This is a genomic window from Pseudoalteromonas sp. MEBiC 03485, assembly GCF_004195145.1.
Classification (GTDB): domain Bacteria; phylum Pseudomonadota; class Gammaproteobacteria; order Enterobacterales; family Alteromonadaceae; genus Pseudoalteromonas; species Pseudoalteromonas apostichopi.
On record NZ_SGBT01000001.1, the window covers coordinates 1,904,663 to 1,925,465 of the forward strand.

General features: G+C 40.4%; 25 protein-coding genes. 15 read left to right on the forward strand and 10 right to left on the reverse strand.

Features of this window, described 5'->3' with window-relative positions:
* Positions 1 to 160: 160 nt before the first annotated feature.
* The 3 genes from EVU92_RS08725 to EVU92_RS08735 are packed head-to-tail and all read left to right on the forward strand — an operon-like array spanning position 161 to position 1,775.
* Positions 161 to 1,015, forward strand: coding sequence for an alpha/beta fold hydrolase (locus EVU92_RS08725; RefSeq protein ID WP_130050892.1), 855 nt, complete (start codon positions 161 to 163; stop codon positions 1,013 to 1,015).
* On the forward strand, positions 1,012 to 1,569 hold the full coding sequence (locus EVU92_RS08730; RefSeq protein ID WP_130050893.1) for a DUF2975 domain-containing protein: 558 nt from the start codon (positions 1,012 to 1,014) through the stop codon (positions 1,567 to 1,569). The genes EVU92_RS08725 and EVU92_RS08730 overlap by 4 nt, the downstream gene beginning before the upstream one ends.
* The gene (locus EVU92_RS08735) at positions 1,569 to 1,775 is read left to right on the forward strand and encodes a helix-turn-helix transcriptional regulator (protein WP_130050894.1); all 207 of its coding nucleotides are present in this window, start codon (positions 1,569 to 1,571) and stop codon (positions 1,773 to 1,775) included. The genes EVU92_RS08730 and EVU92_RS08735 overlap by 1 nt, the downstream gene beginning before the upstream one ends.
* Here EVU92_RS08735 and EVU92_RS08740 read toward each other — a convergent pair.
* Positions 1,772 to 2,542, reverse strand: a complete 771-nt coding sequence (locus tag EVU92_RS08740; RefSeq protein WP_130050895.1) for an AraC family transcriptional regulator — start codon at positions 2,540 to 2,542, stop codon at positions 1,772 to 1,774. The two genes, EVU92_RS08735 and EVU92_RS08740, sit on opposite strands and share 4 nt — an antisense overlap.
* 156 nt (positions 2,543 to 2,698) lie before the next feature.
* Between EVU92_RS08740 and EVU92_RS08745 the strand changes: the two genes are divergently transcribed.
* Entirely contained in the window at positions 2,699 to 2,947 is a 249-nt protein-coding gene (locus tag EVU92_RS08745) for a hypothetical protein (RefSeq protein WP_130050896.1), read from the forward strand.
* Positions 2,948 to 2,992: 45 nt separating this feature from the next.
* Here EVU92_RS08745 and EVU92_RS08750 read toward each other — a convergent pair whose 3' ends face one another.
* Positions 2,993 to 3,643, reverse strand: a complete 651-nt coding sequence (locus EVU92_RS08750; protein WP_130050897.1) for a tellurite resistance TerB family protein — start codon at positions 3,641 to 3,643, stop codon at positions 2,993 to 2,995.
* A 182-nt stretch (positions 3,644 to 3,825) separates the two neighbouring features.
* On the opposite strand from EVU92_RS08750, the gene EVU92_RS08755 reads away from it, so the two are divergent.
* The 5 genes from EVU92_RS08755 to corA all read left to right on the forward strand — a co-directional run bounded on the left by EVU92_RS08755 (position 3,826) and on the right by corA (position 7,577).
* Complete coding sequence (locus EVU92_RS08755; protein ID WP_130050898.1) at positions 3,826 to 4,209, forward strand: hypothetical protein; 384 nt, start codon at positions 3,826 to 3,828, stop codon at positions 4,207 to 4,209.
* 174 nt (positions 4,210 to 4,383) lie between these two features.
* Positions 4,384 to 4,596 carry a helix-turn-helix transcriptional regulator gene (locus EVU92_RS08760; RefSeq protein WP_130050899.1) on the forward strand — a complete coding sequence of 71 codons (213 nt, stop codon included), beginning with the start codon at positions 4,384 to 4,386 and terminating at the stop codon, positions 4,594 to 4,596.
* A gap of 31 nt (positions 4,597 to 4,627) precedes the next feature.
* A complete protein-coding gene (locus EVU92_RS08765) occupies positions 4,628 to 5,242 on the forward strand; it encodes a hypothetical protein (protein WP_130050900.1) in 615 nt (204 codons plus the stop codon).
* Positions 5,243 to 5,269: 27 nt separating this feature from the next.
* Positions 5,270 to 6,499 (forward strand): serine hydrolase domain-containing protein, encoded by a 1,230-nt coding sequence (locus EVU92_RS08770; protein ID WP_130050901.1) that lies wholly within the window; start codon positions 5,270 to 5,272, stop codon positions 6,497 to 6,499.
* A 121-nt stretch (positions 6,500 to 6,620) separates the two neighbouring features.
* Positions 6,621 to 7,577, forward strand: a complete 957-nt coding sequence (corA, locus tag EVU92_RS08775) for a magnesium/cobalt transporter CorA (RefSeq protein ID WP_130050902.1) — start codon at positions 6,621 to 6,623, stop codon at positions 7,575 to 7,577.
* 223 nt (positions 7,578 to 7,800) lie between these two features.
* On the opposite strand, the gene dps is transcribed toward corA, so the two are convergent.
* The 3 genes from dps to EVU92_RS08795 form a co-directional block, all read right to left on the reverse strand.
* Positions 7,801 to 8,319, reverse strand: a complete 519-nt coding sequence (dps, locus tag EVU92_RS08785; protein WP_130050903.1) for a DNA starvation/stationary phase protection protein Dps — start codon at positions 8,317 to 8,319, stop codon at positions 7,801 to 7,803.
* Positions 8,320 to 8,552: 233 nt separating this feature from the next.
* Positions 8,553 to 8,972 carry a CBS domain-containing protein gene (locus EVU92_RS08790; protein ID WP_130050904.1) on the reverse strand — a complete coding sequence of 140 codons (420 nt, stop codon included), beginning with the start codon at positions 8,970 to 8,972 and terminating at the stop codon, positions 8,553 to 8,555.
* 79 nt (positions 8,973 to 9,051) lie between these two features.
* Complete coding sequence (locus tag EVU92_RS08795; protein ID WP_130050905.1) at positions 9,052 to 10,062, reverse strand: substrate-binding domain-containing protein; 1,011 nt, start codon at positions 10,060 to 10,062, stop codon at positions 9,052 to 9,054.
* A gap of 167 nt (positions 10,063 to 10,229) precedes the next feature.
* Between EVU92_RS08795 and EVU92_RS08800 the strand changes: the two genes are divergently transcribed.
* From EVU92_RS08800 to EVU92_RS08810, 3 genes are all read left to right on the forward strand, one after another.
* The gene (locus tag EVU92_RS08800) at positions 10,230 to 11,033 is read left to right on the forward strand and encodes a LytTR family DNA-binding domain-containing protein (protein WP_130050906.1); all 804 of its coding nucleotides are present in this window, start codon (positions 10,230 to 10,232) and stop codon (positions 11,031 to 11,033) included.
* Between the two features lie 82 nt (positions 11,034 to 11,115).
* Positions 11,116 to 11,637 (forward strand): cytochrome b/b6 domain-containing protein, encoded by a 522-nt coding sequence (locus EVU92_RS08805; RefSeq protein ID WP_130050907.1) that lies wholly within the window; start codon positions 11,116 to 11,118, stop codon positions 11,635 to 11,637.
* Between the two features lie 103 nt (positions 11,638 to 11,740).
* Positions 11,741 to 12,250 carry a penicillin-insensitive murein endopeptidase gene (locus EVU92_RS08810; RefSeq protein ID WP_240701306.1) on the forward strand — a complete coding sequence of 170 codons (510 nt, stop codon included), beginning with the start codon at positions 11,741 to 11,743 and terminating at the stop codon, positions 12,248 to 12,250.
* Between the two features lie 109 nt (positions 12,251 to 12,359).
* Here the strand turns inward: EVU92_RS08810 and EVU92_RS08815 are convergent, their stop codons facing one another.
* Complete coding sequence (locus tag EVU92_RS08815; RefSeq protein WP_130050908.1) at positions 12,360 to 12,950, reverse strand: LysE family translocator; 591 nt, start codon at positions 12,948 to 12,950, stop codon at positions 12,360 to 12,362.
* A gap of 99 nt (positions 12,951 to 13,049) precedes the next feature.
* Here EVU92_RS08815 and EVU92_RS08820 point away from each other — a divergent pair, with 99 nt between their 5' ends.
* The gene (locus EVU92_RS08820; RefSeq protein ID WP_130050909.1) at positions 13,050 to 13,499 is read left to right on the forward strand and encodes an Lrp/AsnC family transcriptional regulator; all 450 of its coding nucleotides are present in this window, start codon (positions 13,050 to 13,052) and stop codon (positions 13,497 to 13,499) included.
* Between the two features lie 97 nt (positions 13,500 to 13,596).
* Positions 13,597 to 14,406 (forward strand): hypothetical protein, encoded by an 810-nt coding sequence (locus EVU92_RS08825; protein WP_130050910.1) that lies wholly within the window; start codon positions 13,597 to 13,599, stop codon positions 14,404 to 14,406.
* 52 nt (positions 14,407 to 14,458) lie between these two features.
* Here EVU92_RS08825 and EVU92_RS08830 read toward each other — a convergent pair whose 3' ends face one another.
* Both EVU92_RS08830 and EVU92_RS08835 read right to left on the reverse strand, forming a co-directional pair.
* On the reverse strand, positions 14,459 to 15,028 hold the full coding sequence (locus tag EVU92_RS08830) for a PepSY-associated TM helix domain-containing protein (protein ID WP_130050911.1): 570 nt from the start codon (positions 15,026 to 15,028) through the stop codon (positions 14,459 to 14,461).
* On the reverse strand, positions 15,021 to 15,491 hold the full coding sequence (locus EVU92_RS08835; protein ID WP_130050912.1) for a DUF4920 domain-containing protein: 471 nt from the start codon (positions 15,489 to 15,491) through the stop codon (positions 15,021 to 15,023). Before EVU92_RS08835 ends, EVU92_RS08830 begins: the two co-directional genes overlap by 8 nt.
* 255 nt (positions 15,492 to 15,746) lie before the next feature.
* Here EVU92_RS08835 and EVU92_RS08840 point away from each other — a divergent pair, with 255 nt between their 5' ends.
* On the forward strand, positions 15,747 to 17,114 hold the full coding sequence (locus EVU92_RS08840) for an alkaline phosphatase PhoX (protein WP_130050913.1): 1,368 nt from the start codon (positions 15,747 to 15,749) through the stop codon (positions 17,112 to 17,114).
* Positions 17,115 to 17,235: 121 nt separating this feature from the next.
* On the opposite strand, the gene EVU92_RS08845 is transcribed toward EVU92_RS08840, so the two are convergent.
* Both EVU92_RS08845 and EVU92_RS08850 read right to left on the reverse strand, forming a co-directional pair.
* Positions 17,236 to 18,168, reverse strand: coding sequence for an alpha/beta hydrolase (locus EVU92_RS08845; RefSeq protein WP_130050914.1), 933 nt, complete (start codon positions 18,166 to 18,168; stop codon positions 17,236 to 17,238).
* 115 nt (positions 18,169 to 18,283) lie between these two features.
* Positions 18,284 to 20,653 (reverse strand): TonB-dependent receptor, encoded by a 2,370-nt coding sequence (locus tag EVU92_RS08850; protein ID WP_130050915.1) that lies wholly within the window; start codon positions 20,651 to 20,653, stop codon positions 18,284 to 18,286.
* Positions 20,654 to 20,803: the final 150 nt, after the last annotated feature.

Below are 20,803 nucleotides of genomic sequence, written 5' to 3' on the forward strand. Positions count from 1 at the left end.
AATTAATTAATGGAGATAGCGGTTTTGATCAAAATCATTTCTCAAAGGGAAGGCTTTTGATGTGTGAAAAAGAGTAATTAGTTATCGTTTTTCGGTAATTAATGTTTGTTTTTTAAGTTTGATAGTGCCATAGTGTTTTTTTACTAGAAGGATCGTGAACATGAAATTTGGTTCTATTGCAGTGGTTTCGCTGATTGTGATGTTATTAACTGGTTGTACAACAATTAAAATTGAGGAGTCTCATTTTTTATACCCCGATAAAAAAATAACAATGCAGGAAATACAAAGTGTTGATGGTACTGCCATAACGCAAAAGGTAACTTTAACTACCGATGATGGCATCAGCCTTAAAGGTACCCTTATTAAAGTTGCAGATGCTCGCGCCACTGTAATTTACTTTGGTGGTAACCAGTTTCGCGTTAGTGTCGCTGGTGGAGAACCTGCCAAGCTAATCTTACCTTTTCAGGTAAATATTTTAATGATGGATCATCGTGGTTATGGGCTTAGTTCAGGAGTACCCAGCGTGGCTAATCTACAAGCTGATGCATTACAGGTGTTTGATTATGTAAAAGGCAGAGCTGACTTAAATCACTTGCCTGTTGTGATCCATGGCCATTCTTTAGGAAGTATGATCGCAGGTTATGTTGCCAGTCAGCGCAATGTTGATGCTCTGGTACTCGAAGGTAGTGTGACAAATGTTGAACAGATGACAGCAGCACGAATTCCGTGGTTTGCTAAACCGTTTGTTAGCCTTGAGTTTAGTGAAGAGATTAACCAAGTCGATAATTTAAAAGCGTTACAAGTTTACCAAGCACCGCTATTAATAATCACAGGTGAAAAAGACACACAAACTCCACCTGAGTTAGCGAGAGCTTTATATCAACACGCAAAATCTCAGCAAAAGCAGATTTACATCGCAAAGGGGAAGCATCATTCAGATGCGTTAACAGGTAAGCAATTAGCGACTCATTATGAGCAACTTTTAAAACAAATAACATTGAGTAAATCGTCATGAAAAAAATTGTTTGGATGAGTACGCTGATCCTAAGCTTGCTAGTTTTTACGCTCCTTAGTTTGTTAGTTACAAGCATTATTGTGCTTTTTAGTGACAATGATGTTTTAAGCTTTACTCAAAGTAATGGTGCGCATATGTGGATTGGTCTTGAAGTCAGCGGATCTTGGCAGGGAATAGCGCAAACATTGAGTGAGAGTGATTTTGATAGTGTTTTATGGCTTGGTCTTGTGCAATTGCTGCCATTTATTCTTATCAATATAATTTTGATTCGGTTATTTTTGCTCTACCGACGTGGGTCTTTCTTCGCTATTGAAAATATTCAATGTTTTAAATGGTTAGGTGGCGTATTATTGGCGCAATTTGCGCTAGTTGTGTGCTATCCACCACTACTTATTACTCTTCTAAACTTTGCAACAGATACTGATTTGGGAAGAGTCGTGGTTATACAAGATACTGATATTATAGGTTTAGTGATGGGTTTAATTATTTATGTTATTGGTTGGATCATGGGTCAAGCACAGCAGCTACAAGAAGAGCAAGAGTTAGTGATTTAATGGCGATTATTATTGATTTAGATGTTGTGTTAGCTAAGCGAAAAATGAAGTCTGCAGAATTAGCTGAAGCGATAGGTATTACGCCACAAAACTTATCAGTTCTGAGGGCTGGGCGAGCTAAAGCTGTACGCTTTACAACCTTAGATGCAATTTGTAAGCACTTAAGTTGTCAGCCAGGTGATATTCTGCGTTTTGAAGATGATTAGCGCAAAATAAGCTTTGTTTGTTTAGTTTGAGAGTCTTTTAATAACTTGCGGTATTTTGCTGGCGTGATGTGCATTATTGCTTTGAATTCTTTGATTAAATGAGGCTGATCGGTAAAGCCACAATCTAATGCAATATCTGCAAAACTCATTTCAGGGTTAACTTTAATTGCTTGTTTAGCAAGCTTTACCCGGTATATACGCTCAAAATACTTAGGGGTGACACCGCATTGCTCCTTTACTTGCCTTTCGAGCTGGCGTTGACTGAGTGGGGCAAGTTGATAAGCGGTTTCGAGTGGCGTTAACTCAATAAGGTAGCGGATTAAGTGTTTTGAGTGCCTGTTACTGTGGTTAATATTTTTATTATCAGTAAAGTGGCGGCTAATAAACGCAACAAACGCTTCTAAGCTGGCATTATCTTGTAGGCCTTCGGCAATTTCACACAGCGATTGCTCAGCAAGGAGTGGATGTGCGTTTCGCTTAAGTTCAGACAATACGGTTGGGTTAAAGCGAATTCCGCAAAACTGCGCGTCGTATGAAAATGTGACTTTGGATGCTTGAGTTGATGTTTCTTGCATTGCATAAGGGGCAGCAAGCGGCTTGTCATCCAGTAAAACCTCACCGGTAACAGGAAACACAAGCCCTGTTGCACCGTCGCAGGCAAGCCATTGTTCACCTTGAGAGTGCGCTGAGGCATACCAAATAGCTTGTATGCTATCGGCAAGATAGCCCTGTGGGGTCATTAATTCGAGCGTTAAATGGTTACTCATTAAACTTTACTGTCTCTGTCGATAGTGGAAGTATCTTCAATTGTATGCCGTTGTGTCAATTTTTAGTCCAAGTCTAAGTTGCTTTATGGGCTGTTATTCGCACCATTTTTTTAATCCTGCTATGCTACGCCCATTAGCAATCACTGAGTATTTGAGATGATTAACGATAACGATGTAATTGAAACATTAGATGAGTTAGAAACATTTTTACGCCTAGTTGAAAATGGCGGTTTAGGGCTTGAGAATGTAGCTGGTGTTGCGCTTGCAACAAATAATAGCGATGGTCGCCCATTTGTTGCAGTACTTGATGATAGACATCAGCTACTACTGGGCCGTTACGTAAGCAATGATGTGTATGAAAATGGCAAAGATATGGTGCGTTATGGCACTAAAAAACCTCATTAATCATCACTGAGGCACTAGTTAAAGTGGGGCGAAGATGCCCCATTTTTATTGGTATAGGGCAAGTTCTCTGTGAATACTTAACACCAGTTCGCTAGGAATACATAACTGACTTGCCAATGTGTCTAAGTAGTGTTTAGAAATTGCTTGGTTTAAATCAATCGCACTGGCACTGGCTGCATATACTTCAATACCCATTTGTGCGTTTGGCACAGCGTCAACTAACTCGGATAGTTGCATTGGTTTTCTCAATTCATCGAACAGCATGGCCTTTTCTTGCACAGACAATTGCATTGTCTCAACTTGTGTGAAGATTTTTTGTCTTTCCGTTTCATCAATGTGGCCATCAGCATAGGCGGCTGCAATCATAGCGCGCATTAATAATAGTTGCCCATCACTATGATTATCGTCGATTGCATCACTAAATGACTGCTCATGCAGTGTGGCTGGAGTAAAATCAAAACCACGCGAGCTCGTTTGCTGCACAGGAGCCGCTTTTTGTTCTGAATATTGTTTATAGGCTTTCCAGGCAAGCCCACCTACAGCAGCTAGCGCACCATATTTAACGGCTTTTTTACTGTTCTTTTTACTTTTTCCGCCCATTAAACTAGTTAGCCCGCCGCCAGCAACACCCCCTAAAAAACCACTCAGCGCACCTGATTTATTTAAATTACCCACTAACTTTTGTAAGTCTTTCATTGTTCTCTCCTTGCAGATATGTGCCCAGATTAGGCGATTTGAAATTAAAAGGAAACGAGATAAATGTTACAAAACACATCAGGTAACAATTATCTGTTTTAGGTGCTAACTTTCAGCTTGCTTAAAATACACTCAATACTATAAGTTAGGATTTCTGTTTGCTTATTAATAAGGAAAAACTCATGGCAGATAATTACACTCCACCCGAAGCAAGTCTTGAAATGGTATCTGAAAATAACTCAGGGCAGGGAAAGGTAGACAATTTACCCGAGGGTATTAAAGGCTTTAGTTGGGGCGCTTTTTTGCTAACTTGGATTTGGGCAATTGGCAACAGCACATGGATTGGTTTATTAGCCTTAGTGCCTTATGTTGGTTTTATTGTGTCGATTTATTTGGGCTTTAAAGGCCGAGAAATGGCTTGGCAGAATAAACGTTGGGATAGTGTTGAGCATTTTCAACGAGTTCAAAAACAATGGTCATTTTGGGGCGTATTGATCATTGGTGGCATATTTTTATTGGGTATTCTATCGGCAATATTAATACCTGCCATTCAGGCTAATGCCTAAATTATAAACAAAGCGAATCGGTATAAGAGTCAGTATTTACTGGCTTTTTTTATATCTGAAATTCAAACAACAGATTTAACTCCACATATGGTAATTATGTTTTTCATTCTTTATTTTATGATAATCGTAAAATAAAGTTTGACAATCATAAACCAGCTGCGTACTTTTTAGACTATGAAAATACGAATCAACCTAGATATAGAATTGGCAAAGAACAAAATGCAGCTGAAGGAGCTATCGCAGCGCATAGGTATTTCTATGACCAATTTATCATTACTTAAAAACGGAAAAGTGAAAGCGATCCGATTTAGTACGCTAGAGGCTATTTGTGAAGAGCTCAATTGCCAACCGGGCGATATTTTGGTGTACGAACGTGATAGCGAATAACTTAACAACGCAACAGGATTTTGGAGGGCATATGTTCAACCGTGACTATTTAATACCAGGCATTGCAGCGGGGTTACTTGCTGTCATATTTCCCTTGTACTGGATTTCAGTTTTTGGTGAAACACTTGATGGCTTAGGAGAAGCACTTAAGCTTGACCTACAAAGTTTAAGCTTTTCAGACCTTATTTTTGTATTCATAGGTGCACTTGAGATATATGTGTACTTGAGCTTACGCAAGGCTCTTAAAGATATGTTTGATGTAGAAGGCGTTCGCATCTTGTTATGTGTATTAGCGGTGCTGGTATTGGCTTTTCATGCTACCGTTCTTTGTGATGTTTACCTTGCTGTTGTCGGCGATAAAGCATCGAACGACGTGATTGATAGTATTTTGGTTATTGCCATGGTGGTATCGGCTGGGAGTTTAGGCTTGTATGCGTTAGTTGGTTTAATCACAGCGGCTTTATTACTGACAAAGCGCCATGGTATTTCGTCACTACTTACGGTGTTTTCTATTCTACTGCTACTAATATGTATCCTACAGTTAACGGTGATTTTTGCTTATTTGAATTTATTTTTATTCCCTGCAGCTTTATTAATTTTAATGGTTTTCTTTATCAAAAAACCTGAACAGATCGAAGTAGTTTAGTTCGGTTTGCACAGCAAGGAGTAGGGTATGAACTGGTTTAAAACGATTTTGTTAACGCTATTTTTTTCATCTGCTTGGGCTGCGACCTGTTTGTATGGTGGTGTCAGTGGTTGGTTTTTAAAGCCAATTGCTGAGACTGGTAACACTGAGCAATTTATTGCCAACAGCCAGGCGTTGATTTCTGAAAACCAAGCGAACATAGCTTATGTTTTGATTGAAAGTGGCGAAGTGATTTTTCAAGATTACTCGAAAAGCAAAGATGAAATAACCGCAAATACGTTGTTCCCTGTGGCATCACTTAGCAAGTTTATTACTGCTTATGGCGTGATGATTTTGGCAGAGCAGCAGAAAGTTGACCTAGCTAAAGCAATACATGAACAACTAACAGCTTGGCAATTACCTGATTCAGAGTTTGATAATCAAAAGGTCAGCCTTGCTCATCTGTTATCTCATACTGCTGGGCTTAGTGATGGTTTGGGGTTTGCTGATATTCCTCTAAGTGAAACGGTACCAAGTTTACTTGAGTCGCTTGATAACCCGCTTTCATCAACGGGTGTGCGAGAAATTAAAGCCACGAAACCACCGGGCGATTTTCAATACTCTGGTGGCGGCTATCTGATGCTAGAGCTACTGGTAGAAGAAAAGACGAATCAACGCTTTGCAACTTGGATGAATGATAATGTCTTTAAGCCAGTCAACATGACTGATGCCAGTTATGATGTACTAACTGAGTTAGACAACATAGCACCTGCGTACGATAAAAGTGGGCAAGCTGCTGGGCATTTTCAATACGCATCGGCAGCGGCCACAGGTTTATTTGCAAGTAGCCATGACTTAATCGCTTTAGTGCCAGCATTAACATCACCTCAAACAGGGCAGTTAAGCCCGCAAATGATCTCCACCATGCGAGAGCCATTGGCTATTAGCTTAGGCGCACCAATTTGGGGGCTAGGTACCATGCTTTATGCGCCAACAGCATCGGGAGATTTTGTGTTTGGCCACGATGGTGCAAATGAGCCGGCAATAAATAGCACGCTTCGCATCAATCCCGATAACAATGATGCAATCATCGTACTTAGCAGCGGCGGTGAACATATTGCATCAAAACTTGGTTATGAATGGACGCTTTGGCAAACGGGTTCCCCTGACTTTTTAGCCTTTGATATTGCCCTGCAAAGCGCTTTTGTACCTTGCTTAATAGGCCTTGGTATCATCTTGATAGGTATGATTATTGTGCGTTTCAAAAAAGCGAAATAAGCAATTGATGTTAGGTTTAAATTATTTTTCTGCTTTACCCGGGAATTAGTAGCATTGTCATTGTTCATTAACGTGAACAGCTATAGTATTTGCTTTAAATTGATTTATCAGGATAGGGCGCATGTTACGATTTTTTTCTATAGACCAAGGTGTAATTACAGAAACCGAACCAGCTGCTGATACGCCTCTTGTCACTTCTATTAAAAATGCCCACTGGATTGATACCATAAATCCAACAGAAGAAGAACGACAAGCACTGGCAGGTACCCTCAATATTACCTTACCCGGTGCTGATGATGTTGAAGAAATCGAGGCGTCTTCCCGGTGTTTTATCGACCATGAAGGCTTGCATGTGCATGCGCTTTTTATGTCACCAAATGAAGGGCGCTTTAATACGGTGACAGTGGCTTGTTTGTTACAAGACAACTGTTTGCTGACAATCCGTGATGATGAATTAGCCGATTTTCGTTTATTACGACTTCGTGCTCGAAAAGGGCAAGTGGCGTGTGATAATCCCAAGCAACTTTTAGTAACTTTGTTTGATCAAAAAGTCGAAAACCACGCAGATATGCTTGAAGACATGCACCATCAATTAGAAAAACTCAGTGCTTATGTACTTGAAGAAGACGACTCAGATTTAGAAGAAGCCGTTAGCCGAATCTCTCGTCTTGAAGATAACAACGGCAAGGTGCGTTTATGTTTGATGGATACGCGTCGGAATATCTCGTTTTTACTGCGCTACTTAGGAGCACCAACAGAAGACCGCGAATCACTGCGTGAAATTGTGCTCGATATTGATACCCTTATGTCTCACTGTACCTTCTTGTTTGATAAAGTGAACTTTTTAATGGACTCGACTCAGGGTTTTATTAACATCGAACAAAACCAAATTATCAAAACCTTTTCAATTGCTTCTGTGGTGTTTTTACCTCCGACCGTCGTCGCAAGTATCTATGGGATGAATTTTAACAGCATGCCAGAACTGCAATGGGCATGGGGTTACCCGTTTGCAATTGGCATTATGTTGCTGTCTGGCTTTGCACCTTACTTGTTCTTTAAACATAAAGGTTGGTTGTAATACCAACCCGCAGTAATACTTAATCATTTTGAGGGATTAAACCTGTCGCTAACTGCGTTAAAAATTTCTCATTTAGAACAACTAAATAACGAAATTTTTGCCTTGTTATCAACGAGGTTTAATTGCCTCAAAATAGACTACTTAATTAAGCGGGTTGGTATAACAAAGCATAAAAAAGCCCAGCAAATGCTGGGCAAGGGGTCTTCGGATAGACCTAGGGGGTTTAGCCTTTCAATTCGCCGGTAGACGATTCAATATGCGCACGAACAAACCATTGGAATTGTTCTAAATCGGCCAGTTGGCCGGTGATCATATCTTCAGAAACTGGGTCTAGCTCACCAAGCTTTTCGATAGCTGCACGGTGGTCTTTATTGACGCCGTTGTACACTTTATCAAGTGAAGATAGATGGTCAGTCACTAAACCTTTACCAATTGAATAGTCTTCCCATGTACGGCGATCTACAATTGATTGTGGTGTGCCAACAGGTACGCCACCCATAGTTGCAATACGCTCTGCAATCGTATCAGTCATCTCTTGGACTGCGCTTACTTGCGGGTCGAGCATTTCGTGTACACCAATAAAATTAGGTCCAACAACATTCCAGTGAATGTGTTTTAAAGTGAGGTGTAAATCGATTAAAGCGACCATACGCTGGTCTAAAATAGCAATTGTGTCAGCTGCAGCTTGGTCTTTAACACCCGGTGCTGTAAATTCTGCGACTTTTGATGATGAATTACTCATTACTCCTCCGAGATTATCTATTAATTTCCTTTCGCTTTTAGTTTTAAAAGCATGTTTAGTTAGATAGAAGCAAACGTTATGCCTAAAAGAGATTTGTGGTTAAGTTGTTGAATTTATTTGGTTAGATTTTTTTTGTGTTTTGTTGCAGTAGCTATGGCTAAGGTGGAGTATGAAAACTCTGCACACCGAATGTAAAAAATTCAGTGTGCAGATATAAGTTTAAACTTAACGGCTTAAGAGAGTAATGCTGCTGCTAAGCGAACAAAGTCAGATGAGGTTAGAATTCCCACTAAGTTGTTATCTTTATCAACTACAGGCATGCAGCCGTGGCGATTTTCGACAAAGAACTTAGCGACGTCATGCAACGGTTGCTCTGGCGAGATACTGGTAAAATCGGTAGCCATGATATCAACTACTTTGGTTTGTTTTTCTTTTCGTTCAAGGGCGCTGGCGCTGTAATTAGCCATGATATTCATTACCTGAGCAATCATGATTTTTTGCGTTAACATGCCAACTAAACCACCGTGCTCATTGATCACTGGGATATGACGGACATTCTTCTCTTTCATTAGGTTATGAGCGTCATGCAGGGTATTTTGTGCACTAATAGCAAACGGGTCTGGCGTCATCAAATCACTAACTAGGTGTGTCATTGCTAAATCCTTTCAATTAATCAAGTTGTTGTAAGTCTAGTCCTTATCTAGTTAATTGCACTTTAGTGAGATCAAAGTTTTAGTGATTAACGGTGCAAGTACCAGCATTACTTTGCTGGCAATAGTGAAAGTCTAAATAATAGTGAGACTTAGCGGGTCGCTCACCTTTAGTTAGGTACTGATACATCAATTCAGCAGACAGACGGCCCATTTCAAATGGGTTTTGACCAATGTTAGCCGATGATAATCCTTGCTTTAATATGTCTAATTGCATTTGCTCTGTATCGGCAGAAACGATCACTACCTCTTGATTAGCAATGCGCTGTTTATGTTTAGCAATTACGTTTGCATAGTTAGGGTTAAATTGGGCAAAACCTGCTACAGCTAAAAATAGTGGTGGATTTTCTAGGTTAAGAAGTTTGTCGAGCTGGCCGAGGGATACCTCTCGCTTGCCTAAGCTATACAAAGGACATCGATCAAACTCACTCCAGCCATTTTCACCGCTTAAACGTTTATCTTTTTGCCCTGATAATGCATAGCGCACACCTTCAATACGCTTGTTTAAATTAGGTGTCGTTGAATGCCCTGACTGAATACACACTTGGTTGGTTGTTTTGTTAGTAAATTTTTTTAATTCGTTGCCTAACGCAACACCATAATCAAAATTATTAGTACCTACATAGGCTAAACGATATTGCTGATCTTCTTCGAGCAGATCAGAGTCAAAAGTAATTACAGGAATGTTGTTATCTTTAAGCTGTTTAAGAGCTCTTGCAACAAGATAATTAGAGTCTGTGGTTGCGATTAATAAACCACTAATATTGTTTCTACGAATGAGGTCGGTGATCACTAACACTTGGGTGCGAATATCTTGAAAGTCTTTAGGGCCGTCGTAAATACATTCAAAATCGAGATGTTGTTTTGCAAATTGCTCACAACCTTTAAAGGCTTGCTGATAAAAGCTATCGTTCTTGGTTTTACCCACAACAGCCACCACATATTTGGCCTGAATTGGCAGAGCAAAAAGCCAAAAACAGGCGCACAAAAACACCCAGTTTAATTTAAAATTTAATAATACTTTTAAAGACATAGCACTACATATTGAAATTTTATTATAAGCTCGAACTAATTATAGTGGCCTAGCTTGAATTTACCAGAGAGCTTTTGTATGAACTAACAAGCTTTAACATATAATTAAAAAGCCTTTATAAGGAAGTACTTATTTTTGCTATCTTTTATGATTCAAATGGAGTGGCTATGATTATTTATAAATACTGGCAGCAATTAACAAAACTTTGGCAAAAAGCGGCTTTTTTATGGGGGGCTTTTTTTATTTTATTTAATGTATATTGCTTTTTTTGGCGCCATTTAACTGCAGGAGGCCAATATCAGTTTATGGACTCACAGGTTTTTTGGTTCAAAGAGTGGGGGGCTTTATGTGCTTTAAATATTGCATTGGTGGCTTTTGTTGATTTAAAAGGCAGAGTCCGTAATAACGTATTTGTTTTTATTATCGCGTGCACAGTTGCTATTTGTTCATTGGTGATCTTACGTATTTTTATTGATTACTCTTTTTATGGTTATGCAATTGCAGCGTCATTTATCCAGCTTTTACCAAAGTACTTAATAGCGTGTTGCTTAGTTTTGGCGTTGTGGCGATTATGCAGCATGTCGTTTTTGCCACAAGCGAAGCAAGATAAGCCAGAGAAAGGTTCACCTAAGTATATTGAAATAAACCACAAAGGGGTTGTTAAGAGACTTTCTCCAGAATCAATATTATTTATTAAAGCTGCAGGCAACTATGTCGAAATACAAACATTATCTGAATGCTTTTTAAAAAGAGATACCATCAAAAACAGCCAAGCTCACTTGCCTTGCTATGAATTCAAGCAAGTGCATCGCAGCTACCTTGTAAACTTAGCCCACATTGAAGATTTTAATCTTCATAAAGCAAATGCAACTTTACAGATGAAACTAGGGTTTAGCATTCCTGTTAGCAAAACTTTTAAGCCTGCTCTAGCAAATGTATTAAGTGAGTCGAGTGCATTCGTCACAGAATGATGGCTTTCGTCACAATCTTATTTAAAACAAAAGCTTAATCTTTACTATTAAGTCATGAATATAGTTTTTAAGGATAAAGTTCATGACAATAAAGACACAGAAAACACATAAGATTTTGCACTGGCTAAGTGCGATATTAATTCTGAGCGTACTTGTGTTGGGTTACTACATGACCTGGGTGACTGATTACAGCTTGTATCATTGGCATAAATCAATCGCGGTGATCATTGCTATCATCTGGTTATTAAGGATAGTTTATAGGCTCTATCAGCCGTTTCAATCTGCCATACAAACGAGCTTAACTAAGTGGCTTCATTTTTATCATTGGGGCTTGCTAATCTTGCTAGCTGTAATGTTACTGTCAGGTGCTTTTTATAGTGGTTTTGGCGGTTTTGGTATTGCTGTTTTTTCGTGGCAATTAATTGCTAGTAATTACAATGAAACGGGTCAGGCCGTTGCGTTTAATGCTTGGTTAAGCGATTTTGGCTGGCAAATTCATATTTTATCTGGCTATTTGTTATCAGCGGCCCTTTCAATCCATATTTTAGCGGCGCTTAAGCATCATTTCATAGATAAAGACGCGACCTTAAAGAGTATGCTTTAAGCGTTTATTTTAATTTGGTTTCGACCGTTATTTTTTGCCGCATAAACGTGTTTAGTTGTAGTCTTATTAATTAGCTCTCAGTCGGCTATGGCTAACAGTTTATGTGGTTACTGCCAATGGCTATGTACGTAATGCAGTAAAACTGCCAAGCAATGGCGATAACTTTACCAGTTACAGCAAAGTGGCTGAGCTGGTAGGGCGTACGTATGTTCATTCGCAGGTAAAAAACATCATTGTTGATGCTTACCAAACGCTCCAGAAATCCCATCCAGATAAACGATACAAATATGCTGAAACGGGCTTAGTAAATGGCGGGAAATTTAGCCCGCATAAAACCCATCAAAATGGCCTGTCGGTTGATTTTATGACATCTGTTGTTAACGAAAAGGGGCAATCCGTTCATTTGCCAACTCTCGTTTTCAATCGTTTTGGCTACGACATTGAATTTTATGAACAAGGCCAGTTTGAACAGTTTAAGGTTGATTACACCGCTTTAGCAGCTCATATTGTTGAGCTGCATACATCGGCAACAGCAAAAGGTTACGATCTTTGGCGGGTGACCTTTGACCCAACCCTGCAGGGCTTTATAAAACCAAGTATGCAGATGATTTAAAAAGCACATCCAGTTTTCGACTAGACCATCTTGGGTACGACATGATGAGCATTACCATGTTGATTTTTTAGTGCCATGTGAAAAATAAGCCAAGCAAAGCTTGCCCAAATCAAAACAAACTAAACATCACTGAAGCGATTAATAGTATTGCCATTAGGTAGTTAAATGCTTTCAAGCGCTTTGGGCTGGCAAGCAAATGTTGAAGCTTTTCGCCAAGTAAAGTCCATGAGCTGACGCATGGCAGGTTAATTAAGCCAAATACAAGGCTTACTATTAACACTGAGGTGAGGTTTTTGTCTGGGGCATACAAACTAACCGCGCTTAACGCCATTGCCCACGCTTTTGGGTTCACCCATTGAAATAGTGCAGCCTGAATAAAAGTAAGTGGCTTACTTTCACTACTGGCTTTTTGTTGTGCATTACTTGTGGCAATTTTAAACGCCAGATAGAGTAAGTAAGCAATGCAAAATACTTTTAATATCAAATAGCTTGGTGGAAACAAATCAAATAGCTGCATGATGCCAAGGCCCACCAAAACCAGCATAAACATAAAGCCAAACGTCACGCCAAGTAAGTGTGGCATGGTTCTTTTAAAGCCAAAGTTAGCACCTGAGCTCATCAACATTAAGTTATTCGGTCCTGGGGTAATTGATGACACCAACGCAAATAATGCCAAGGCTGTTAAAATTTCAAAACTCATTACTATTTCTCCATTTGAATTATGGTGCAATTATAAGTTGTAATATGCACAATTATTGCGCTTAATATTGTTATTGATATTTGAAATTCACAATCAAAAATGAAAAAAGACAAAATTAACGATAGAATATTGCGTGAGCTTAAGAGTAATGGCCGAATTGCCAATGCAGAACTGGCAGAAAAAGTGGGTTTATCGCCATCAGCATGCCTTCGTAGAGTGCAAGAATTAGAAAAGCTTGGGGTTATTGCGGGGTATCGAGCGGTTATTAATAATCAGGCTGTTGGCCTAGGATTTATCGCTTATGTTGGGGTTGGTTTAAATGAGCACTCAACAATATCTCAGCGAGCATTCGAACAAGCTCTTGAGTTTATTGATGAAGTAAAAGAGTGCCACAATGTAACTGGCTCGTTTGAATATTTGCTGAGAATTGAAACAACAGATCTTAAGTCCTATAAAGCGTTTCATGCTGATGTACTTGGCTCTATCCCACAAGTAAGAACCATTACAACTCATGTCGTGATGGAATCACCCAAGGATGAACGCGCTTAATATAGAGTTTGTACCTTTTTTGTTATTAATTTATTGCGAGCTACCAGGCCTTAGTCTAGAATCTTCGCGTTAAAATAATAATATATAAGGAAATTAAGTGAAAACGTTAAAGCCTCTTTTGGCGTTTATAGCTTTAGGTTTATTAGCTGGCTGTCAATCTACAACCGAAACAGGTGTATCGATGGCCCGCTTTGAGAGCCCCGAGATCAACAGTGACCCCTTTCATTTTCGTGCAACCGTTGGTACTGATACAAGCAAGATTATTGCTAAAGATACCAGTGAGAGCACATCAACGAGTACCGCGTTAACTACTTCGATGAGTATGACCTTAGGTTATTCGACGGAGCTTACCCTAGGTGCAGGTATTGGCGGCGATCATGATTATGAAAAATACGCTATTAAGCATCAGTTTTATGGCAGCCCTTTAGAGTCTGCCGCCGAGAAAAACCTCTCTATGGCGGTTAGCCTTGGCTATATTCGCAGTAAAGATGCGGGGTATGGTCCACTATTAGCGGGTAATTATGATGACGATACCTATGATTGGGATTTGTCGCACGATACTTATGATATTGCACTTATTTCAGGTTACCGTTTAAGTTCAAAAGCCTTGTTATATGGCAGTGTCTTTTATCAAAAAGGCTCTATCGATGTTGATTATACGCAGATGTATTATCTTGCCAGCGAAGAAGGGGCTATGTTAACTCGAGCATGTAGTGATACGCCAGAGCTATGCCTTGATTTTAGCGCTGATTACGACGGCCACAATGCCGGTGTCAGCATTGCTCTTGAGTATGCATTCACACATTGGTTCGCCATTACAGGTGAGGCGGTCTATAAATCGATGAATTGGTTTGATCGTAGTGAAAGTGAGACTGCAGCAAATGTAAACTTTGAATTTAGGTTCTAGGTTCGGCTGTTCGAGAAAAAGGCATTAGCAAGCGCTAGTGCCTTTTTTGTAGTTATAAAAACACATAAGCTGCTGGAAGCAGCATACCGCTGATGACTAATACTGAGCGGCTGCCCCATGGGCTATTTTTACCTTTGATCATAAACAAGCCGCTGATCGCTAAAAACAGCAGCAGCCCAGCAAAAATATCAGAAAAAATAACCCACGAAGCGTTTGTCTCGTTTAAGTGTAAGCGGTTAAATGCTTGAATCACATGGCGAGGCTCAATGGCTTCATAGTTTATGATATCTTGATTGAGTTTAAGGCTGAGGTTGTTACCGTTTTTTAAAAACACCTTAAACTCTTGCGGCGATACCCAATAAGAGGCCTTTACCGGCTCGCTTATATCAGCATGGGAGATAATTTGCTCAATCAACAACTCGTCATTATCTAACTGCCAAGTTTCATCGCTCACACTGATTTGCTGGTGGCTTACTTTGTAGTTTGGGTTCCAATCATCTTTGTGGTTTACTGCAATGCCAGAAACCGCAAAGATAATCACTAAACCAACACAAAAATAACCAATATCGCGGTGTAAGTTTCTGTTTAACTTAAACCAGTTGATACTTGATTTGTTACTCAATGATTTCAACTCCGCTCGGGACGAGCTGATAAATAGCCATTGCTTCAGTTACAGAGTTTACATCAAAACTTTCGCCGGCTTGCTGCGCTTTGTGAGCAAGTAGCGCTTTAGTGCGGACAAGGCTAAGCTGAATTTTATCGAGTTTACCAGTTACGATAGCTTTACTGCCTTTAGCCGTCATCGGGAATACCATGTCGCCATCTTCAACTTTGATACGTAAATTTTCAAAGCGTTTGTCTGATGCAAGCGTCATCCAGCAACCACGTTTTTCGCAAACCCCTGTGATAGTCCCTTCTACAGTAATTGGACTTGCTAGGTAATCGTCTGGCGTGGCCATAACCGTCGAAATTTTAATGAGTTTGTCACTGTCGACTTTACTGCCAAACTGCAAGCTAAAGGCGTGTTGGCTAAAGCTTAAAAGCGCCAATGAGAATGCAATAAATGTTTTTGATTTTAGTAACATAGTTGTTTCTTAGAAATACATTAAGTCTTAGTTTAAGCGGTTTACTTGTATGATAAAAGCATCATGAGATTATAAATTATTCGCAATTATATCAAGCGTAGATCAATTGTTTTTAATGCTGCGGGGTACTATCAGGTATAAGAAGCTTTATGACAATTTCGTGAATATTGTGATAATGTAACTTTTTATCGTTTCATTGCTTTATAATGCCTTTTTTATTTGTATGATAAAGCTGGTTTTTAGCTTGGAGTTAACATGGTTTCACGTCGAGAATTTTTAGTAGGGGCGGGCACAATAGCCTTTTTAGGATTATCAAAAAGTGCCATAGGTAAGGTGTCGTTAGGAGATTTAAAAACAACGGCTGTCGGCTTTGGCCCGTTAATTCCTGATCCAGATAAATTGCTCGATTTACCAGAGGGCTTTAGTTATCAAGTCGTTTCAAGCCTCGGTGAGAAAATGTCTGATGGATTTACGGTACCTGATAAAGCTGATGGTATGGGCTGCCTAGCACTTGGTAATGACCGCGTTGCATTAGTGCGAAACCATGAATTAAAACCAAAAGATTTAGCGAAAGCCGAAGCAAGTATTGCCAACCATAAAACGCCCCTGGCTTTTGATACCAACAGTGAAGGTGTGGCGTTACCGGGCGGTACAAGTCATATAGTTTATAACTTAAAAACCCATCAAAAAGAGCAAGAATATCTGTCATTGGTCGGCACAATTCGTAACTGCTCTGGTGGTATCACGCCATGGGGTTCGTGGCTTACCTGTGAAGAAACCACTGATACTAAAGCTGATGGGTTTAACCAAGACCATGGTTATATTTTTGAAGTACCCGCAAATAGCAAAGGCTTAATCAAACCTGAGCCATTAAGAGCCATGGGTCGATTTAACCATGAAGCGGCTGCTGTTGATCCGCGTACAGGTATTGTTTATCTAACCGAAGACAAAGGTGATAGCGTCTTTTATCGATTTATTCCAAATGAATATGGCAAGCTACACAAAGGCGGGCAATTACAGGCTATGATGGTGAAAGGTAAGCCACAATTTGATAGCCGTAACTGGAATAACAAAGCCATGGTGTTACATCAAGAACTAGAGGTTGAGTGGGTCAATCTAGATAACCCAGAAAGCCCGAAGGATGACTTACGCCTACGCGGTTACAAACAAGGTGCGGCATTATTTGCCCGTGGTGAAGGTATTCACTGGGGTGATAAAGAGCTTTATTTTTGCTGTACCAATGGCGGTAAAAAGCAACTTGGTCAGGTTATGAAATATCAGCCATCAGAGTTTGAAGGCACGGCAAAAGAAGCAGAGCAACCAGGTAAAATCTCGTTGTTTGTAGAAAGTACCAGCAAAACCTTCTACAACTTTGGCGATAACCTTACTGTGTCACCTAATGGTCATTTAATTGTGTGTGAAGACCAATACACTGATGTGGTTGATAATCATCTTCGTGGTGTTACACCGCAAGGCCAAGTTTATAATTTTGCCCGTTTAGTTGCGCAAACCGAGCTGGCAGGTGCCTGTTTCTCACCAGATGGAAGCACTTTGTTTGTGAATGTTTACTCACCTTCAAAAACACTCGCTATAACAGGCCCATGGCATCAGTTTAGTGTTTAGTTAAAGCCTATTTTGAAAAGCCACTGCAAAGTGGCTTTTTTATGACTCTAATTTATCATTAATGAATAATAGAAAACCCTATATGAGTAAGTGCTCATCAGCACAGCCAAAATTAGCGACTTTAAGTGTTGAGAGCTTTATTTTTAGCGGCTTTTTTGGCACTGACTTTATGTGCGTGTTTAGCAATCCATTTAGTCATTTTTTTCATTAAAGCGGGTGGAAAGTCATGGCCCATACCGGGCACGACTCTTAATTTGCTGCGCTTTATTAACAGTGCGGTGTTGATACCAGCAGACAATGGCATGACAGGATCAGCACTGCCGTGGATCACTAACGTCGGGGCTTTAATCTTCTTTAAAAGTTGCTCGCGATAGGGTGTTGCGGCAATGGCTGCAAGCTGACGTTTAAAACCTGTTTGATTAGTGTGGGCACGCGCTATATAACGCTCGGCGTTGGCGTATAAAGCGTGTTCATCTTGTGGGTAGGCTGGGCTGCCAATGAGTTGGTTTAGCCTAACATTGTAATCAATCGCGGCTTCCTTATTACTGCTTCGGGGGCGTATTTTTGCGAGCTTTACTAGTAGGTTTATGTTTGAACCCGAAAACGATAAGGGCGAACTACTCGACATAATAGAGGTTAAGCTCAGCACGCGCTTTTTATATTTTGCTGCGGCAATTTGGGCAATCATACCACCCATAGAAGCACCCACTAAATGTGCTTTTTTGATATTAAGAGCATCCATTAACTCTTTTACGTCGCGAGCCATATCATCGAGCGAATAGGGCAGCTTTGCACGAATGGGTAATCGGCGGCTAAGCCAGTGTTTTACAAGACTTGGCTTACCTAACTCATCTAACGATGTGGATAGCCCTGCATCGCGATTATCAAAACGAATAACCCGAAAGCCTTTTTCGACCAAGCCAAAGTAAAGCGACTCTGGCCAAACGGTAAATTGAGCACCTAAGCCAATAATTAAGATGATCACCGGCGCATTTTTATCGCCTTCATCTTGATAACTAATACTGATACCGCTGGCTGTAAGGGTATGTTCCATAGACTGACAAATAAGCTTACGCAGGTATCATCAGCATAGTAGGTGAAGTTGGCAGTTTAGTGACAGTAGGAAAAATAGACAGCATCTAACTACGTGCTGCCTATTTTCAGGGAGTTTAGAAGTAAGCGGTAACGCCAATCCAGAAGTTACGGCCTTTATCTTTAACGTTGTAGTCGTCTGTGAATGTGACTTCGCTAACTACACCGCGACCTGTTAGGTATTCGTACTCACCATCGCCATTTAGGTCGGTATAGCTAGTGCTATATGAGGTGAAATCTTCGTCTAATAGGTTGTTTACACGGGCATTGATTTGCACGTACTCATTTACATAAAACTGCGCACCTAAATTAAGTAGGTTGTAGTTTTTGTAATATAGCGCTTTGTCGTGCACGTTATCCCAGCCGCGGTAACGGTCTGAACGATATACACCTTGTAGGTATAAGTTCATAAAGTCAGTCGCTTCCCAGTTTAGGGTAAGGTTTGCCATGTGCTCAGCTGAGTTAGTTAATGGTTGACCTTCTTCAGGACCGCTCTTTTGTTCGCTATCAGTCCACGTGTAGTTACCGTTAACAGACACTGTTTTAGTGATAGTGTATTGACCTGCAATTTCAACACCTTGCAAGTCTACTTCGTCGATATTGATCTTTTGGCTGTAGCTATCGTAGCCAAGCTGATCGTACTGACCTAAGTTCACACATGGGCGCACATTATTAGTTTGCTCACAGCTTAAAATAGTATCGCCGCGGGCAATTTTGTCTTCAAACTTGGTGTTGTAGTAAGTCACATTAATGTTGTGATCACCATCAAGCGAAGTCCAGTAAAGTGCAACTTCTGAGTTCACACTTGTTTCAGGTTCTAAATCTGGGTTACCCGCAAATGGGCTTGTGCCTTGACCACCAAATCCGGTGATACCGTCGTAAAGGTCAGTTGTTTGAGGTGTTTTATAACCCGTACTGACACCCCCTTTTATCGTCCAAGTGTCTGATATGTTGTATACACCATAAACGCGTGGTGATACTTGGCTGCCAAATACATCATGGTCATCGTAACGAGCGCCTAATGTAAAGGTAAAGTTGTCAGTTGCCATCCAGTTATCTTCGGAAAATAGCGAGTACATGTTTTGCTCTTGCACTTGACCTGCTTGGTCACTTTCAAGGCCAAATACACCGTCTTTTAACTCACCATCGATAAGCTGGCCACCAATTGCAAGGTTATGGCTACCAAAGCTGCCAGTGATAGGAATATCAAAGCGTAAATCATACGTATATTGGCTGCTTTCTAGCGGGCGAGTAGGGCGTGGTAAGAAAGTTTCTTCAGCTAAGTCTTTACGTGCTTGCTCGTCCATTCCCTCGTATTCGCCAGTACCATCGTACATAGCTTGCAGCTCTAATCGTTCGCTTACACTTAGCGGTAAAGTACGGCCATTGTTTTGCGTATCAACATATGAAACAGAGGCCTTCACCGTTGCCCAGTTAAGCTCTCCATCGTAACTTAGTGACCACCATTCACGATCAAACTCTTGGTCTGCAGCATAGCCTGCGCGCGGGTTTACTTGGCCACGACGATCTTGCCAAATAGATTCAATGTTATCTTTAGTACCAAGTGGGTAAGTAATGGTGCCTGATTCAATGTTGTAGCTTGGTGTGTTGTCGTACACTTGACTTGAGTTATCATAATCAAAGCGTAAATGATGAGAATCAAACGGGGTATAAGTTAGGGTAATACCATACTGCTCATTAGTGTTATCAACAGTACGCCCACCACTACCAAAACCTAAAGAGCGAACATGAACAACGCCATTAGGGTCGGTAGCTGGTTCAAATGTCGGTGATGATGCCTGTTGCTCGTAAACACTACCGCGTACGCCTAAGCTTAATACGTCTTTGATCAGCGGCCCCATCACACTAAAGTCAGTGGTAATGTCATCACCAAAATCATCGTTTTGTTGTAATGAGCGGCTAAATGAAACAGCACCGCTCCAGCTATCAGTATGCTTTTTAGTGATGATATTAATTACACCGCCAAGCGCATCAGCACCATAAAGGGTTGATGCAGGGCCGCGGATAACTTCGACACGCTCAATGGCATCGACAGGCGGTACGTGGTTAAACGCGTTGCCTCCAAAATTGTTTGGGTAAATATCGCCATGATTATTTTGGCGTTTACCATCAATAAGTAACAGGGTGTACTCGCCTGTTAAACCACGCATACTCACACTGCCTTGGCCTGTTTTATCACGGGTTGTGCCAATGTCGATACCTTCTAAATACTGCACTGCATCAAGCACTGAGGTGAAGGCGTGAGACTTAATATCTTCATTAGTGATAATTGAAATACTTGCAGGTGCTTCAGTAACTTTTTGCTCAAAGCCGGTTGCTGTAATAACTAAGCGTTCCATATCTTGTTTAGGCTTAGCGTCGTCAGCTGAGGCTGAAAAATGTGTTGCTATGGCAAGGGCCAGTAAACTTGGTTTTATTGATTTCATTGTAGATTTCCAGTTCTTTTTGTTGGTTATCCTTTTAAGGAACGACGGGTATACTACAGAAATTAAAAATACAATCAATAACTATTCTTATTTAGATTAAGGTGTTTCGGTTTCAATTTACAGTATTCATGATTAAGTTGAGTTTTTAGC

What these genes read in the sequence shown, in the direction of transcription:
- EVU92_RS08850 (WP_130050915.1), bottom strand. Translation starts at nt 20,653, where the DNA reads ATGAAATCAATAAAACCAAGTTTACTGGCCCTTGCCATAGCAACACAT.
- EVU92_RS08740 (WP_130050895.1), bottom strand. Translation starts at nt 2,542, where the DNA reads ATGAGTAACCATTTAACGCTCGAATTAATGACCCCACAGGGCTATCTT.
- EVU92_RS08840 (WP_130050913.1), top strand. Translation starts at nt 15,747, where the DNA reads ATGGTTTCACGTCGAGAATTTTTAGTAGGGGCGGGCACAATAGCCTTT.
- EVU92_RS08795 (WP_130050905.1), bottom strand. Translation starts at nt 10,062, where the DNA reads ATGTCTTTAAAAGTATTATTAAATTTTAAATTAAACTGGGTGTTTTTG.
- EVU92_RS08800 (WP_130050906.1), top strand. Translation starts at nt 10,230, where the DNA reads ATGATTATTTATAAATACTGGCAGCAATTAACAAAACTTTGGCAAAAA.
- EVU92_RS08770 (WP_130050901.1), top strand. Translation starts at nt 5,270, where the DNA reads ATGAACTGGTTTAAAACGATTTTGTTAACGCTATTTTTTTCATCTGCT.
- EVU92_RS08790 (WP_130050904.1), bottom strand. Translation starts at nt 8,972, where the DNA reads ATGACACACCTAGTTAGTGATTTGATGACGCCAGACCCGTTTGCTATT.
- EVU92_RS08750 (WP_130050897.1), bottom strand. Translation starts at nt 3,643, where the DNA reads ATGAAAGACTTACAAAAGTTAGTGGGTAATTTAAATAAATCAGGTGCG.
- EVU92_RS08730 (WP_130050893.1), top strand. Translation starts at nt 1,012, where the DNA reads ATGAAAAAAATTGTTTGGATGAGTACGCTGATCCTAAGCTTGCTAGTT.
- EVU92_RS08820 (WP_130050909.1), top strand. Translation starts at nt 13,050, where the DNA reads ATGAAAAAAGACAAAATTAACGATAGAATATTGCGTGAGCTTAAGAGT.
- EVU92_RS08755 (WP_130050898.1), top strand. Translation starts at nt 3,826, where the DNA reads ATGGCAGATAATTACACTCCACCCGAAGCAAGTCTTGAAATGGTATCT.
- EVU92_RS08765 (WP_130050900.1), top strand. Translation starts at nt 4,628, where the DNA reads ATGTTCAACCGTGACTATTTAATACCAGGCATTGCAGCGGGGTTACTT.
- EVU92_RS08815 (WP_130050908.1), bottom strand. Translation starts at nt 12,950, where the DNA reads ATGAGTTTTGAAATTTTAACAGCCTTGGCATTATTTGCGTTGGTGTCA.
- EVU92_RS08805 (WP_130050907.1), top strand. Translation starts at nt 11,116, where the DNA reads ATGACAATAAAGACACAGAAAACACATAAGATTTTGCACTGGCTAAGT.
- dps (WP_130050903.1), bottom strand. Translation starts at nt 8,319, where the DNA reads ATGAGTAATTCATCATCAAAAGTCGCAGAATTTACAGCACCGGGTGTT.
- EVU92_RS08835 (WP_130050912.1), bottom strand. Translation starts at nt 15,491, where the DNA reads ATGTTACTAAAATCAAAAACATTTATTGCATTCTCATTGGCGCTTTTA.
- EVU92_RS08760 (WP_130050899.1), top strand. Translation starts at nt 4,384, where the DNA reads ATGAAAATACGAATCAACCTAGATATAGAATTGGCAAAGAACAAAATG.
- EVU92_RS08845 (WP_130050914.1), bottom strand. Translation starts at nt 18,168, where the DNA reads ATGGAACATACCCTTACAGCCAGCGGTATCAGTATTAGTTATCAAGAT.
- EVU92_RS08725 (WP_130050892.1), top strand. Translation starts at nt 161, where the DNA reads ATGAAATTTGGTTCTATTGCAGTGGTTTCGCTGATTGTGATGTTATTA.
- EVU92_RS08735 (WP_130050894.1), top strand. Translation starts at nt 1,569, where the DNA reads ATGGCGATTATTATTGATTTAGATGTTGTGTTAGCTAAGCGAAAAATG.
- corA (WP_130050902.1), top strand. Translation starts at nt 6,621, where the DNA reads ATGTTACGATTTTTTTCTATAGACCAAGGTGTAATTACAGAAACCGAA.
- EVU92_RS08745 (WP_130050896.1), top strand. Translation starts at nt 2,699, where the DNA reads ATGATTAACGATAACGATGTAATTGAAACATTAGATGAGTTAGAAACA.